The organism is Hydrogenophaga sp. L99 (assembly GCF_058731905.1).
In genome coordinates, this window is the sequence record NZ_CM178972.1 from 2,351,442 (window position 1) to 2,366,250 (window position 14,809).

Below are 14,809 nucleotides of genomic sequence, written 5' to 3' on the forward strand. Positions count from 1 at the left end.
AGGGGTAGATGGTGGTCAACAAAAGCAATGGAACACAAACCTCAGCAGCCCGCCTCTTGGGGTTTTCACGCTGTGCGCTGCGGAGTGGGTGAACTATATTTGAGATCTGGTTAATAAATCAATTGGATTTAATTATGGTTTTCCCTACCCAAAATCATCTTGCACAGGTTCCCGTTCAAGTCGCCACCGCTGGCGAAGCCCTGATCGACCTGATCCAGGAGGCCGACGGCCGCCTGCGCCCCTGCGACGGTGGCGCGGTCTACAACCTGACCCGCGCACTCGGCCTGCAAGGCGTGGGCACGCTCTACCTCAACCCCTTGTCAGCAGACCGCTTTGGCCGTGGGCTGGCCCACGGCATTCGCCAGGCTGGCGTGACGCTGGCGCACAGCGAGCCGGTGCACCAACCCACGTCGCTGGCGGTGGTGGCCCTTGATGCCCAGGGCAAGGCCAGCTACAGCTTTTACCGCGACGGCGTGGCCGACCGGCAGGTGAACGCCGCCGAGATGACCCGCCAATGCGCCGAGCAACCCCGGCTGTCCACCGTGGCCACCGGCTGCCTGGCGCTGGTGGCCGACGACAGCGACAAATACCTGCCGTGGCTGCAGGCGCAGCGCGCTGCGGGCCGCCTGGTGGTGGTGGACGCCAACCTGCGCCCGGCCATCGTGCCCGACATGGCGGCCTACCAGGCCAGCGTGATGGCCGCGCTGGGCGAGGCCGACATTGTGAAGGTGAGCGACGACGACCTCGCCACGCTGGGCTTCACGCACCCCGACCCGCTGGTGGCAGCCCGCGAACTGATGGCAAAAACGCCCGCGCGCTGGCTCGCGCTCACGCTGGGCGCCAAAGGCGCGGCGATTTTGAACCGCGACGGCAGCGGCTGGCACGGCGCCGAGCCGTTGCCGGTCCAGGTGGCCGACACCGTGGGGGCGGGCGACAGCTTTCTGGCCGGCATGCTGGTCGCGCTGCTCCAGCGCCCTTCCATGCAGGCCGCGCGCAACGCCAGCGAGCTGTCGCTTGACGCGGCCGACGTGCAGCACATCCTGGGCCACGCCATCGCCAGCGCCAGCCTGTGCGTGATGGAAACCGGCTGCGTGCCGCCCAGCCTGGCCCAGGCCCAGGCCCGTGTGGCGAGCGCGCAACCGGTCTTCAAGGCACTCTGAACCGACCCGCGCCAGGGCGCGCACGGCGCTAGCATGTGGCCCACGCAATTTGGGAACCCACTTGTAACTTGATTACAATAAAATACCGACCTTCAAGTAACTAAATTAGAGACATGACCGCATCAACCTCCCGCCCTGCGCCTGCTGGCCCGCTCGATCTGGTGATCTTTGGCGGGGTGGGCGACCTCTCGGTGCGCAAGCTGCTGCCCGCGCTGTACATGGCCCACCTGCACAACAACCTGCCGGCCGCCACGCGCATCCACGCGCTGGGCCGCCAGAGCTGGGACCGCGCCGCCTTTGTCGCGTTCATACAAGACAAGGTGCGGGGTTTCATTGAAGACAAAGCCTTTGCCGAAGCCACCTGGGCCAGCTTTCTGGAGCGGCTGAACTACGTCAGCGTGGACGCCACCCAGGCACAGGATTTCACCGCCCTTGCCGCCGCCATGCAAAGCGGCTCGGACCGCGTGTACTACCTGGCCACCGCACCCAGCCTGTTTGTGGGCATTTGCGCCAACCTGCACGGCGCCGGCCTGATCGACGAGCGTGCCCGCGTGGTGCTGGAGAAGCCACTGGGTCACGACCTGGCTTCCGCCCGCCAGATCAACGACGACGTGGGTCAGTACTTCCAGGAACAGCAGATCTTCCGCATCGACCATTACCTGGGCAAAGAGACGGTTCAAAACCTGATGGTGCTGCGCTTTGGCAACACCATTTTTGAGCCGCTGTGGCGCAGCCCTTACATCAAGAGCGTGCAGATCACGGTGGCTGAAGCCGTGGGCGTGGGCAGCCGCGCGGGTTTTTACGACGGCACCGGCGCCATGCGCGACATGGTGCAAAACCACCTGCTGCAGCTGCTGTGCATCGTGGCCATGGAGCCGCCGGTGTCGCTCGACCCCGACGCCGTGCGCGACGAAAAGCTCAAGGTGTTGCGCTCGCTGCGGCCCATGACCATGGCCGACGTGGCCCGCGACACGGTGCGCGGCCAGTACAGCGCCGGCGCCTCCAACGGCGACGCCGCGGCAGGCTACCTGCAAGAAGCCAACATTCCCGAAGGCAGCACCACCGAAACCTTTGTGGCGCTCAAGGCCCACATCAACAACTGGCGCTGGGCCAACGTGCCCATTTTCCTGCGCACTGGCAAGCGCATGGCCGCGCGCCAGTCCGAAATCGTGATCGAGTTTGCCGACCTGCCATTCACCATCTTCGGGGACTCGGCGCACAAGTCGGTCAACCGCCTCATGATCCGCCTGCAGCCGGAAGAACACATCCAGCTCCAGATGATGGCCAAGGAGCCCGGCAGCGGTATGAAGCTGCGCCCGGTGAACCTGAACCTGGACCTGGAAACCGCGTTTTCCGAGCGCCGCGCCGAAGCCTACGAGCGCCTGCTGATCGACGTCATCAAAGGCCGCCTCACCCACTTCATGCGCCGCGACGAACTGGAAGCCGCCTGGAGCTGGGTCGAACCGATCATCAACGGCTGGCAGCAGCTGAACGAAAAACCCAAGGCCTACACCGCCGGCAGCTGGGGGCCGGCGGCGTCGTCGGCGCTCATGGCGCGCGAGGGCAGCTCCTGGGTGGAGGAGTCTTGAATATGGCCCCCCTGCGCCGCTTCGCGTCCTCCCCCTTGGGGGACAACACCAGTGGCCCGGCAAAGCCGGTTCCACGGTGTTCTTGAACGAGGACACCACATGCCACCACCCATGATCACTGAACACACCGGCGCGACGCCGGCTGCCATCGCGGCACACGTGGCCGATGCGCTGCGCGCCGCCATCGCCGCGCGCGGCCAGGCCAGCCTGGCGGTCTCGGGCGGCAAGTCGCCCATTCCGATGTTTGAAGCCCTGCGCGAGCAAGCCCTGGACTGGGCCCAAGTGACCGTGGTGCTGGTGGACGAGCGCGTGGTGCCACGCGACCACGCCGACAGCAACACCGCTCTGGTGGCCCGCCACCTGCTGCAAGGGAAGGCGGCAGAAGCCCGCTTCCTGCCGTTCTTTCGCGAAGTCGCGCCGCAGTTCAACGCCGAGGTGCTGGACGCGCTGGTGATCGACGCCAGCGACCGCACCGCCGACCTGCCCTGGCCGCTGGACGTGGTGGTGCTCGGCATGGGCGAAGACGCCCACACCGCTTCACTGTTTCCCGGCGCGCCGGGCTACGCCCGCGCCATCGCCACCGACCAGCGCCTGGCCTGGGTGGTGCCCGACACAGCGCCCCACGCCCGCATCAGCTTCACGCTCAGCGCACTGCTCGCCGCACGCGCGCTGGTGCTGTCCATCGCGGGCACATCCAAGCTCGCTGTGTACCGCCGCGCCGCTGAAAAGGCCGACGAAACGCTCCCCATTTCTCTCGTACTGAACCAGTCCATCACGCCCATCAGCGTCTGGATTGGCTGAACCGGAACACCGCCATGTCCACACCGCTGAACGCCACCCTGGCCTCTGTCACCCAACGCATCATTGAGCGCAGCGCCGGCCCCCGCGCCGACTACCTGAATACCATGGCCGCCAACGCCAAAGCCGGCACCCAGCGCGCCGGTATGGGCTGCGCCAACATGGCCCACACCACGGCCGCGCTGCCGGCTGCCGACAAGCTGAAGATTCACGCCGAGCGCACGCCGCATGTGGGCATCGTCAGCGCCTACAACGACATGCTGTCGGCCCACCAGCCCTACGAGCACTACCCCGAGCTGTTGCGCAGCCACGCCCGCCACCTCAACGCCACCGCCCAGATGGCCGGCGGCGTGCCCGCCATGTGCGACGGCATCACCCAGGGCGCCGCCGGCATGGAACTCTCGCTGTTCTCGCGCGACGTGATCGCACTCAGCACCGCCGTGGCGCTTTCGCACAACGTGTTCGACGCGGCGCTGATGCTCGGCGTGTGCGACAAGATCGTGCCCGGGCTGTTCATGGGTGCGGTGCAGTTCGGCCACCTGTCCACGGTGTTTGTGCCCGCCGGGCCCATGACCACCGGCTTGTCCAACGACGCCAAAGCCAAAGTGCGCCAGCAATACGCGCAGGGCCTGGTGGGCCGCGACGCGCTGCTGGACAGCGAAGCCCAGGCCTACCACTCGCCCGGCACCTGCACCTTTTACGGCACCGCCAACAGCAACCAGATGCTGATGGAAATCATGGGCCTGCACCTGCCGGGCTCGTCGTTTGTGAACCCCGGTGTGGCGCTGCGTGAAGCACTCAGCAAAGCCGCGCTGGAACGCGCCCTGATCAACACCGGGCGCGTCGGGCAGCCGCACATTCGCCTGGCCGACATCGTGACCGAAAAATCGGTGGTCAACGGCATCGTGGGCCTGCTGGCCACCGGCGGCAGCACCAACCACACCATCCACCTGGTGGCCATGGCGCGCGCCGCGGGGGTGCTGATCGACTGGGACGACTTCGCCGAACTCTCGGCCGTGGTGCCGCTGCTGGCCCGCGTCTACCCCAACGGCAGCGCCGACGTGAACCACTTCCATGCCGCTGGCGGCATGGGCTTTTTGATGCGCGAGCTGCTGGCCAACGGCTTGCTGCACGGCGACGTGAACACGGTGATGGGCTTTGGCCTGAGCGCCTACACCCAGGAACCCTGGCTGGACGGCGACACCCTGGCCTGGCGCGACCTGCCCGCGCTCAGCGGCGACACCGCCGTGCTGCGCACCGTGGCCGAGCCCTTCAGCGCCGACGGCGGCCTGCGCCTGCTCAAAGGCAACCTGGGCCGCAGCGTCGTCAAGGTGTCGGCGGTGAAACCCGAGCACCGCTTTGTGCGGGCCCAAGCTGTGGTGGTGAGCGACCAGCAAGACCTGCTGGCCCTGTTCAACGCCGGCGAGCTGGAAAAAGACCTGATCGCCGTGGTGCGCTACCAGGGCCCACGCGCCAACGGCATGCCCGAGCTGCACAAGCTCACGCCGCCGCTGGCGGTATTGCAAGACAAGGGTTTCAAAGTGGCGCTGGTCACCGACGGCCGCATGAGCGGCGCGTCGGGCAAGGTGCCCGCCGCCATCCATCTCAGCCCCGAAGCCCTGGCCGACGGCCCGATTGCCCGCGTGATGGACGGCGACTGGATCACCCTGGACTGCGAGCGCGGCGTGTTGCAACTGGAGGTGGACGCCGCCACATTGGCCGCTCGCAGCGTGAGCCACCCCGACCTGAGCCACAACGCGCACGGCACCGGCCGCGAGCTGTTTGGTTTGTTTCGCGCGCAGGCGAGCACGGCAGAGTCGGGCGCCTCGCCACTGTTCACTTGATGTTCACTTGATTCCCCCCCCCGCGCCGCGCTGCGCGCGTCACCCCCCAGGGTGCGCCAGCAGCGGCCCGGCAAAGCCGGTTCCGCGCTGACCCCGGTTGGCTCCACCTCTTTCGATCCGCTCCGCACAGACGACACCATGACCACCACCTGCTTCACCCGCCCCGCCTTCACCTCCCGCGTTGTGCCCGTCATCGTGCTCACCGACCCGGCCCACGCCGTGCCGCTGGCGCATGCTCTGCTGGAAGGCGGCATCGACGTGATGGAAATCACCCTGCGTTCTGCTGCCGCGCTGGCCAGCATCGAAGCCGTGGCCAAGGCCGTGCCACAAATGCACCTGGGCGCGGGCACCGTGACCCGCGTGGCCGAGGTGCAGCGCGTGATCGACGCGGGCGCCACGTTCGCCCTGTCGCCCGGTTGCACCGACGCACTGGTGGACGCCGTGCGCGCCGCCAACCTGCCTTTTATTCCGGGTGTGATGACGCCGGGCGAAGTGATGCACCGCCGCGAACAAGGCTTCAGCCTCATGAAACTCTTTCCCGCGCAACAGGCCGGCGGCCTGGGCATGCTCAAGGCGCTGGGCGCGCCCATCCCGGACGTGATGTTTTGCCCGACCGGTGGCGTGAGCCCCGAGAACCTGAAAGACTTTTTGAAGCTGCCCAACGTGGCCATGGCCGGTGGCAGCTGGCTCACACCGGCCGACGCGCTGGCCGCCGGTGACTGGAAGCGCATCACGCAGCTGGCCAAAGAAGCCACCGAACTGGCGGCAAGCTGATTTCCCCCCGCGCCGCTGCGCGGCAGAAGACACAATACCGTTCGGGCTGAGCCTGTCGAAGCCCTCGTACAGACACACCGCGCCAGCCCTTCGACAGGCTCAGGGCGAACGGGAAGAAAGCCCCGTCACATGACCAGCCCCACCACCCTCCCCGCCTGGCAGACCCTCACCCAGTTCGCCGCCCTGCCGCAGCCCCATCTGCGCGAGCGCCTGGCACAACCGGGCCGCGATGCGATGCAGGCCAGCGCCGACGGCACCGGCATCCAGATCGACTTCACACGCCAGGCGCTGGACAGCACGGTGTGGAACGCCTTGCTGCAACTGGCCCGCGAAGCCAACGTCGAAGCCCAGCGCGACGCGATGTTTGGTGGCGAGATCATCAACACCAGCGAGCAGCGCGCGGTGCTCCACACCGCTCTGCGCGGCACACCCGGTGCCACCGGCGAGGCAGCCCCATGGGGCGACGAGATTCAGCAGCTGGTGCAGGCCGAGCTGCAACGCGTCTGCGGCTTCGCCGACCGCGTACGCTCGGGTGATGTCAAAGGCAGCACCGGCCTGGCCATCACCGACGTGGTGAACATCGGCATCGGCGGCTCCGACCTGGGGCCGCGCATGGCGGCCGACGCCCTGGCCCCGCTGTGCATCGACGGCAAAACTGGCGTGCGCGTGCACTTCGTTAGCAACCCCGACGCCTGGGCGCTGCACAGCACGCTGCGCAGCCTGAACCCGCTGACCACGCTCATCATCGTGGCCAGCAAAACCTTCACCACACAAGAAACCATGACCAACGCCGCCTCCGCTCGGCGGTGGCTGCAAGACGGCGGCATCACCGGCAGCGCGCAAAGCGCCCACCTGGTGGCCATCACCGCCGCGCCGCAGAAATCCGGAGCCGCCGGCTACCCGGCAGAGCACACTTTCACCTTCTGGGACTGGGTCGGTGGCCGCTACTCCCTCTGGTCCGCGCTCGGCCTACCGCTGGCCGTGGCCATCGGTTCACAAGCCTTCCGCGAATTTCTGGCTGGCGGCCAGGCCATGGACGCACACTTTCGCAGCGCCCCGCTGGCGCACAACCTGCCCTTCGTCCTGGCGCTGAGCGGCGTGTGGAACCGCAACTTTTTGCACTGCCCCACCCAGCTGCTGTCCACCTACCCCAGCCGCCTGGTGCGCTTTGCGCCGTTCGTGCAACAGATGGACATGGAGAGCAACGGCAAGCGCATCCGCAAAGACGGTCAGCCGTGCGACACCGACACCGGCCCCATCGTCTGGGGTGGCCTGGGTATTGACGGGCAACACGCCTACTTTCAGCTGCTGCACCAAGGCACGCACCGCGTGCCGGTGGAATTCATCGGCGTTGAAACCGAAGACACACCCCTGCCGCTGGCCGCCGAGCACCACCGCGTCGTCAACCTCAACTTGCGCGCCCAAGCCCAGGCGCTTGCACTGGGCCGCAACGAAGCCGACACCCTGCACGCGCTGATGACTGAGGGCCTGAGCGCCAAGCAAGCCGAGGTGTTTGTCAGCCAGCGCAGCTTCAAAGGCGACGTGCCCAGCAGCACCATTTGGCTCGACGCCCTCACCCCGCACCGCCTGGGCGCGCTGATTGCGCTGTACGAACACAAGGTGTTTGTGCAAGCCGCCATCTGGGGCATCAACGCCTACGACCAGTGGGGCGTGGAGCTTGGGAAAACCATGGCGAAACAGATGGAGGCCGAATGACCCCCACACTCCACTGCTGCGCGGGTCGTTGCCCCCCAAGGGGGCTGATCCGGCTTGGGGCGGCCCGGCGCCGGATCGCCGCAGGATGAACCCCATGCGCATCGCCCTCATTGCCCACGACAAGAAGAAAGACGACATGGTGGCCCTGGCCACCGAGTTCGCGCCGCTGCTGCGCCAACACTCTCTCATGGCCACCGGCACCACCGGCGGGCGGCTTCAATCCGAGGTGGGGTTGAGCGTGGAACGCCTGCTCAGCGGCCCGCTGGGCGGCGACCTTCAAATAGGCGCCCGCTTGTCCATGGGCGAGGTGGACTGCGTGATCTTCCTGCGCGACCCCATGACCGCCCAACCGCACGAACCCGACATCAGCGCCCTGCTGCGGGCGTGCGATGTTCACAACGTGCCGTGTGCCACGAATGTGGCGACGGCGCGGGTGTTGCTGGGCGAGATAGGTCTGCTGCGGTTGTAAACCAGCTGTGGCTGGAGGGGCGCCTGTGGTTGGCAAGCGCCTGCAGTTCGATGCACCGAAATGGGCGACAGGGCAGTGCCCGTAGCTGAAGTTCGCCTGCAGCCAACAGACGTGCAGAGGGCTGGTGGAGCCCTTCATAATCGAGACCCGCCCCCCCCCGCTTGTTCGAGATGCCTACCTTTGATCATGGATAAATTCTGGCTGCAGCAGCAGGTACTGAAACGGCTCGCCGAAGACCTGCTGCAAGCCGAACAGGCCGTGCGAGCGGCCCATGAAACGGCGACCCACGAAGAAAACGTCGCCGAAAACAAATACGACACGCTGGGACTTGAAGCCGCCTACCTGGCCACCGGCCAGGCCCGTCGCGCCGAAGCCATCCGCCAGGCAATGGCCCAATGGCGCCAATTTCGCCCGCGCCCCTACGACCCCAGCAAAGGCATACAGCTTGGCGCGCTGGTCTGCCTGGTCGATTCCGACGACCAGCAGCAGCAGCTCTTTCTCGGTCCAAATGGGGGCAGCATGCGGTTGGTCAGCGGCACTAAGCTCGTTCAGGTCATCAGCAGCGAAGCCCCTTTGGGCAGGGCCATGCTGGGCAAATGCGAGGGTGATGCGGTGTCGATACAGGTCGCTCCCATCCGGCAGCAGTTTGAGGTGCTGCGGGTTCATTGAGCAGCAAGCGCCGAAGGTCAGCCGTACTTTGAAACCGGCCATCGGGTCCGAGATACCAGGGGTGCCTGGATGCCCGCTAGGAAGCCAAGACCGTGAATTCACGTGACGATATCACCGGCAGCCACTGCCGCACTGCCGCCGTACAAGTCAGGGATAGAACGTCAAGACGGATCAAACCAGGCGTTGAACCCAAGCACGCACCAACCCCATCAGGACAACAACGCTTTGGCCGCGTCAATGCGCAGCGCCAGCGCAACGGCGGGATCGTTCATCACATCCCGCAAAAATTGGCGGGGGTCCTGGTAGGGGCCGGCCAGAGCGACGGGGTGCGGAGATGATTCAATTGCTGTAACTGGCGCAACAGGCTTTGAAGCGGCCAAGTGGGTGTCGGGCACCTTAACCTGTAGCTGCCGCAGCGCCGCCTGCCAGTCGTCCGGCTGTATGCAGTGCAGCCGGCTGAGCAGCTCGGCCTGCGCGTCTTCACCGGGTTGAAAGTCGAGCGACGGGTCGTCACCGCCAAACACGGCGGCCAGATCGGGTGCAACAAAGGCAGACCAGCGCTCGGGGGCGTGCTGCGCAGGAATGGTGGGTGCGGGCCACGGCGTGGCGTCTGCGGTGGGCCACAGTTTCACGCGGTCGGGCTTCAGGCCGGCCAGGTAGCGCTGGTGCAGGCCCTGGAGGAACACCACCGCTTCGGTCACCACAACGGGTTGGGCGAGCGAAAACCACAGCTCAAACGCATCAACACCGTTCACCGCAATGGCGGGCGCCGGCAAGGCCAGGTCGGCCTGCACGCCGCGCCACACAGGAGAAAGCGCTGCCCAGTCGGCAGGCTTGCCCAGCGCCAGCACCAGGGCGCGTACCTCGCCGCCAAGTCCGATGAGGCCGGCTGTGCTGTCAGTTGCAGGCAGTTGGTAAAGGCGTTGGTACTGGGTTTGCAGTCGGGTCATGCGGGCATGTTACCCGTCAGCACGGGGGCTGACGGGGCCGCACCGGCGGGGCTTACTTGCTGCGCACCTGGGCCACAGCGCCCTGCACCTCTTTCCACAGGGCCTCGCCCACGTTGGCGGAAATACTGGCGTTGATGGCGCCCAGCTTGTCGCGCATGCGGTTGGCCTCAGCGGGTGACAGCTCGTTGATCTGCATGCCTTTGCCTTTCAGGTCGGCCAGCGCTTTGTCGGCTTCTGCGCGGGTGTCTTTGCGCTCAAAGTCCCGGCTCTTCTTGGCGGCGTCGAGCAACACTTTCTGCTCGTCTTTGCTCAGGCCGTCCCAATACTTCTTGCTCACCAGCACGATCCAGGGGCTGTAGACGTGGTTGGTCACGGTCAGGTACTTTTGCACCTCGTAGAACTTGCTCGACAGGATGGTGTTGTATGGGTTTTCCTGGCCGTCAACGGTTTTGGTTTCCAGCGCGGTGAACAGCTCGGAAAACGGCAACGGCACGGCGTTGGCGCCCAGGGTCTTGAAGCTGTCGATGAACACGTTGTTCTGCATCACGCGCAGCTTGATGCCGTCCATGTCTTCCAGCTTGGTGACGGCGCGCTTGTTGTTGGTGAGGTTGCGAAAGCCGTTCTCCCAGTACACCAGACCAACCAGGCCTTTTTCCTGCAGCTTGTCCATCACCTTCTGGCCCACCGGGCCGTCGAGCACGGCGTCGGCTTCTTTGGTGTTGTTGAACAGGAAAGGCGTGTCCCAGATCGCCATTTCCTTGGTGATGCCCACCAGGGTGGCGGTGGAACCGACCATCATTTCTTGTGCGCCACCAATCAGTGCTTGCTGCATCTGCACGTCCGAGCCCAGCGCGGCAGCGCCAATGGCGCGCAGCTTCATCTTGCCGCCCGAGGCTTTTTCCACCTCGTCGGCAAACACCTTGGCGGCGCGGCCTTGGTTGGACACCTCGTTCAGGCCGTAGCCGAAGCGAATGATGCGGTTCTTGATGTCTTGTGCCTGGGCCAGGCCAGCGCCCAGTGTGGCCAAAGTGACCGCAGCGGCCACGGCAAGTTGTTTGAGTTTCATGGTTTGTCTCCTGAGGATTAAAGCGGCCGCGGCCGCGGGGGGAACGAAAAGGTGCGGTGCGTGGGCACAGCGGCTAAAACATCAACTTCAAAGGCCACAGCACGATGGCGGGGAACAGAATCAGCAGCACCAGCATGGCGAAGTAAACGGCCAGAAACGGCATCACGCCTTTGATGACCGGCTCCATGCGCAGGCCACCCACACCGGCCACCACGTTGAGCACCGTGCCCACCGGCGGGGTGAGCAGGCCGAGGCAGCCCACAAAGATGAACACGAAGCCGAAATACACCGGGTCGATACCAGCCTTGGCGGCCAGCGGCGCCAGCACCGGCGCCAAGATCAAGATGGTGGGCGTGAGGTCCATCACCATGCCCACAGCCAGCAAAAACAGGCAGACCACGGCCATGAACAGCATCGGGCTTTGCAGCAGCGGTCCCATGTTGGCGGCCAGCTGGCTGGGCAGGTCGGCCAGCGTGATCATGTAAGACGCGGCCGTGGCCGCACCACACAGAAACATCACCACGCCGGTGGTGCGCGATGCGTCCACCAGCACGCGGTACAGGCGCTGCAGGTTGAGTTCGCGGTAAATCAGCGTGGCCACCAGCAAGGCGTACACCGCAGCCACCACGGCAGCTTCGGTGGGCGTAAAGAAGCCAAAGCGCAAACCGCCAATGATGATCACCGGCATCATCAGCGCCCAGGCGCTGTCGCCCAGCACGCCGCGGCGCTCTGACCAGCTGGTTTTTTCAGCCACGGGCAATTGCTTTTTGCGGGCGATGCCGCGCCACACGAGCACCAGCGCACACGCCATCAGAATGCCCGGCACGATGCCCGCCAGAAACAGCTTGCTGATAGAGGTGTTGGTGGTCACACCGTAGATCACCATGGGCATTGACGGCGGTACGATGGGCGCGATGATGCCGCCCGAAGCGATGAGGCCGGCGCTCGACCCGTCGGGGTAGTTCTGCTTGCGCATCATGGGCAGCAGCAGTGTGGCCAGGGCTGCGGTGTCGGCAATGGCCGAGCCGCTCATGGACGCGAGCATGAGCGAAGCGGCAATGGCCACGTAACCCAGGCCGCCCGGAATGTGCCCCACCATGGAGCGGGCCAGGTCGATGATGCGGCGGCTCAGGCCGCCGGCGTTCATGAGCTCGCCCGCCAGGATGAAAAAGGGCACGGCCAGCAGCGGAAAGCTGTCAAACCCGGCTTGCACGTTTTGCGCCAGCAACTGCGCGTCAAAGAAGTCCAGGTGCACCATCAGCGCCAGCGCGGTCAGCATGAGCGCAAACGCAATGGGAACGCCCACCGTCATGGTGGCAAACAGCACGGCCAGAAAGATGGCAATGGTCATGCTTGCGCTCCTTCGCTCGGGGCCGCGTCGGGTGGCGTGTGGCCTCGCAGCTCGTTCCAGCTTTGCAGCAAGAGCAACACCGCCATGCACACACCCATCACCAGCGTGCCCGCAGCACCCACCGCCAGGGGGTAGTTCATCACCGGACTGCGGCTGTCCATGCCCACCAGCACCTGAGACCAGGAACCGTCGATCAGGTAATACAAAGCCAACGCGATCAGCCCCCGGGACAACCAGCGCAGCACCGCTGCTTTGGCACCGCTCAGGCGAGCCGTCACCAGGTCAAAGCCCAGGTGCTTGCCCTCCCCAAACGCCAGCGTGGCCGACAGACACACCAGCCACACAAACAGCAGCCGCGACAACTCTTCAGACACCACCCAGCCGGTGCCCCAAAAGTAGCGTTGCACCACGTTGCCAAACACCGCCAGCACCATGCCCAGCATGCACAAGGCCATCAGGCCTTCCACCACATTTTTCAGAAATTTGCCCAGAGCCATGGTTCACACCTCCATCGGATTGACAGGAACCGCCACCTGCGCCCAGGACACCACCTCGGGCAGCAGCTGGTCCAGCGGGCGGCAGGCATCGAGCCGCAGCACACCGGGCTCCAGACTCGGGTCTTCAAGCGCGGCGAACTGGCTGGCCACCAAGCTCACCGGGAACAGGTGCGAGGCACGGGCCGCCACGCGCTCACGCGCCTGCTCTTGCGTGAGGTCGAGAAACACAAACCGCAAACCTGGCACGGCAGTGCGCAGGCGGTTGCGGTAGCGCTGTCTCAGCGCAGAACACGTCAAAACCACCCCACCGGGGTGCTTTTGCAATTGCTGCGCCAGCAGGTCGAGCCAGACTTCGCGGTCGGCATCGTCCAGCGGGGTGCCGCTGCGCATCTTGTTGATGTTGGTAGCTGAATGGAAGTCATCCCCCTCCAACAGAGGAATGCTCAGGGCGTCAGCGCAACGCTGGCCAAGGCTGGACTTGCCACAACCGGCCACACCCATGACCACCAGAAACGGCCTTGAAGCAAGATTTTTCAACACGGAAGGCATTTGGATAGCGCTGTCCCATAAGAATCAAAAAAATCAGACATCGGCAGGTTCAAGTTTAAAAAACGGGCCTCTGTCTGATCGTTCAAACTGCGGTTGCAGGCCGAACTGGATAGCGCTATCCTATGCAAAAGACCCACCCATAAAAATCAGGGAAAACCCTTGAATTCTGCCGACCGCAAGCGCCGTCCCAGTGGCCGCACCACCCTCAGCGACGTGGCCCGTGCTGCGGAAGTGAGCCCCATCACCGCCTCGCGTGCGCTGCGCGGCGAACGCAGTGTGGCGCCCGAGTTGGTCGAGCGTGTGAAGCTGGCCGCCGATCAGCTGGGCTATGTGCCCGACCCGGCCGCCCGCGCGCTGGCATCGCAGCGCAGCAACCAGGTGCCGGTGCTGGTGCCGCTGCTGTCCAACGCCCTGTTTGTCGACGTGCTGGAGGCCGTGCACAACACCCTGCTGCCGCAGGGTTTTCAAACGCTGATTGGCGTCACGCACTACAGCCCCGAGCAAGAAGAGCAGTTGCTGCGCTCGTACCTGGCGCACCGACCCGCCGGCCTGCTGCTCACCGGCTTTGACCGCACCGAAGCGGCCCGCCAGCTGATTGCAGGCAGTGGTGTGCCCTGTGTGCACCTGATGGAACTGACCAGCGCCACGGGCGTGTATTGCGTGGGCTTTTCGCAGGTGGACGCTGGCCACGCCATCACCCAGCACCTGCTGCAGCGTGGGCGCCGGCGCATCGCGTTTGTGGCCGCACAACTGGACCCACGCACCATGCAACGCGCCGAAGGCTATCGCCGCTGCCTGCGCGAACAGGGTGTGTACGACGCCCGGCTGGAGCTGCTGAGCCCCCAACCCTCGTCCATGCGCTTGGGTGGTGAACTGCTGCAAGACCTGCTGCGCACCCGGCCCGATGTGGACGCTGTTTTCTTCTGCAACGACGACCTGGCACAAGGCGCGTTGCTGGCTGCGCTGCGGCTGGGTGTTGACGTGCCGGGCCAACTGGCCGTGGCCGGTTTCAACGACCTGTCGGGCAGCGACCAGATGGTGCCGCCACTCACCACCGTGCGCACCCCGCGCGGCACCATCGGTGAGGCCAGCGCCCGCATGCTGCTGAGCCTGATGCGTGGCGAGTTGCCCGCCCAGCACTCGCTGGACCTGGGTTTCGAGCTGGTGGTGCGCGGCAGCAGCTGAGCGCACTGCGACCCGCCTCCACGACGCGAAGTGGCCCGCACGGTGCAAAACCGCGCCTGCACCCACCCGCCACGCCGCAAAACACAAACTTTGCGCCACAAACTAGGGTAATTCCCAGCCTAGAGATGCAAGAGCGTACAAGAAATGCCATTTTCCGTACAAATGGCGCCGGGCTTCGTCTTCACAATTCCC

At 65.4% G+C, this 14,809-nt stretch carries 14 protein-coding genes; 9 read left to right on the top strand and 5 right to left on the bottom strand.

Annotation, left to right across the window (positions count from 1 at the left end; all coding sequences use genetic code 11):
* Positions 1 to 134 precede the first annotated feature (134 nt).
* The 8 genes from AC4QBL_RS11265 to AC4QBL_RS11300 all read left to right on the top strand — a co-directional run bounded on the left by AC4QBL_RS11265 (position 135) and on the right by AC4QBL_RS11300 (position 9,019).
* A complete protein-coding gene (locus AC4QBL_RS11265) occupies positions 135 to 1,160 on the top strand; it encodes a PfkB family carbohydrate kinase (RefSeq protein ID WP_472906954.1) in 1,026 nt (341 codons plus the stop codon).
* A gap of 113 nt (positions 1,161 to 1,273) precedes the next feature.
* Entirely contained in the window at positions 1,274 to 2,749 is a 1,476-nt protein-coding gene (gene zwf, locus AC4QBL_RS11270) for a glucose-6-phosphate dehydrogenase (RefSeq protein WP_472906955.1), read from the top strand.
* Between the two features lie 111 nt (positions 2,750 to 2,860).
* A complete protein-coding gene (gene pgl, locus AC4QBL_RS11275; RefSeq protein ID WP_472906956.1) occupies positions 2,861 to 3,550 on the top strand; it encodes a 6-phosphogluconolactonase in 690 nt (229 codons plus the stop codon).
* Between the two features lie 14 nt (positions 3,551 to 3,564).
* Positions 3,565 to 5,391, top strand: coding sequence for a phosphogluconate dehydratase (gene edd / locus AC4QBL_RS11280; protein WP_472906957.1), 1,827 nt, complete (start codon positions 3,565 to 3,567; stop codon positions 5,389 to 5,391).
* A gap of 138 nt (positions 5,392 to 5,529) precedes the next feature.
* Positions 5,530 to 6,165: a bifunctional 4-hydroxy-2-oxoglutarate aldolase/2-dehydro-3-deoxy-phosphogluconate aldolase gene (locus AC4QBL_RS11285; RefSeq protein ID WP_472906958.1), complete on the top strand. Its 636-nt coding sequence runs from the start codon at positions 5,530 to 5,532 to the stop codon at positions 6,163 to 6,165.
* A 129-nt stretch (positions 6,166 to 6,294) separates the two neighbouring features.
* Positions 6,295 to 7,881, top strand: coding sequence for a glucose-6-phosphate isomerase (pgi, locus tag AC4QBL_RS11290; RefSeq protein ID WP_472906959.1), 1,587 nt, complete (start codon positions 6,295 to 6,297; stop codon positions 7,879 to 7,881).
* A 94-nt stretch (positions 7,882 to 7,975) separates the two neighbouring features.
* Positions 7,976 to 8,350: a methylglyoxal synthase gene (locus AC4QBL_RS11295; RefSeq protein ID WP_472906960.1), complete on the top strand. Its 375-nt coding sequence runs from the start codon at positions 7,976 to 7,978 to the stop codon at positions 8,348 to 8,350.
* A gap of 186 nt (positions 8,351 to 8,536) precedes the next feature.
* Positions 8,537 to 9,019: a GreA/GreB family elongation factor gene (locus AC4QBL_RS11300; protein ID WP_472906961.1), complete on the top strand. Its 483-nt coding sequence runs from the start codon at positions 8,537 to 8,539 to the stop codon at positions 9,017 to 9,019.
* Between the two features lie 209 nt (positions 9,020 to 9,228).
* Here AC4QBL_RS11300 and AC4QBL_RS11305 read toward each other — a convergent pair whose 3' ends face one another.
* The 5 genes from AC4QBL_RS11305 to AC4QBL_RS11325 all read right to left on the bottom strand — a co-directional run bounded on the left by AC4QBL_RS11305 (position 9,229) and on the right by AC4QBL_RS11325 (position 13,432).
* Positions 9,229 to 9,969 carry a hypothetical protein gene (locus AC4QBL_RS11305; RefSeq protein WP_472906962.1) on the bottom strand — a complete coding sequence of 247 codons (741 nt, stop codon included), beginning with the start codon at positions 9,967 to 9,969 and terminating at the stop codon, positions 9,229 to 9,231.
* 52 nt (positions 9,970 to 10,021) lie between these two features.
* Positions 10,022 to 11,035, bottom strand: a complete 1,014-nt coding sequence (locus tag AC4QBL_RS11310) for a TRAP transporter substrate-binding protein (RefSeq protein ID WP_472901200.1) — start codon at positions 11,033 to 11,035, stop codon at positions 10,022 to 10,024.
* A 73-nt stretch (positions 11,036 to 11,108) separates the two neighbouring features.
* A complete protein-coding gene (locus tag AC4QBL_RS11315) occupies positions 11,109 to 12,386 on the bottom strand; it encodes a TRAP transporter large permease (protein ID WP_472901201.1) in 1,278 nt (425 codons plus the stop codon).
* Positions 12,383 to 12,883, bottom strand: coding sequence for a TRAP transporter small permease (locus tag AC4QBL_RS11320; RefSeq protein ID WP_472906963.1), 501 nt, complete (start codon positions 12,881 to 12,883; stop codon positions 12,383 to 12,385). Before AC4QBL_RS11320 ends, AC4QBL_RS11315 begins: the two co-directional genes overlap by 4 nt.
* A gap of 3 nt (positions 12,884 to 12,886) precedes the next feature.
* Entirely contained in the window at positions 12,887 to 13,432 is a 546-nt protein-coding gene (locus AC4QBL_RS11325) for a gluconokinase (RefSeq protein WP_472906964.1), read from the bottom strand.
* Positions 13,433 to 13,591: 159 nt separating this feature from the next.
* On the opposite strand from AC4QBL_RS11325, the gene gntR reads away from it, so the two are divergent.
* Positions 13,592 to 14,617, top strand: coding sequence for an HTH-type transcriptional regulator GntR (gene gntR / locus AC4QBL_RS11330; RefSeq protein ID WP_472901204.1), 1,026 nt, complete (start codon positions 13,592 to 13,594; stop codon positions 14,615 to 14,617).
* The last annotated feature ends 192 nt before the right edge of the window (positions 14,618 to 14,809 follow it).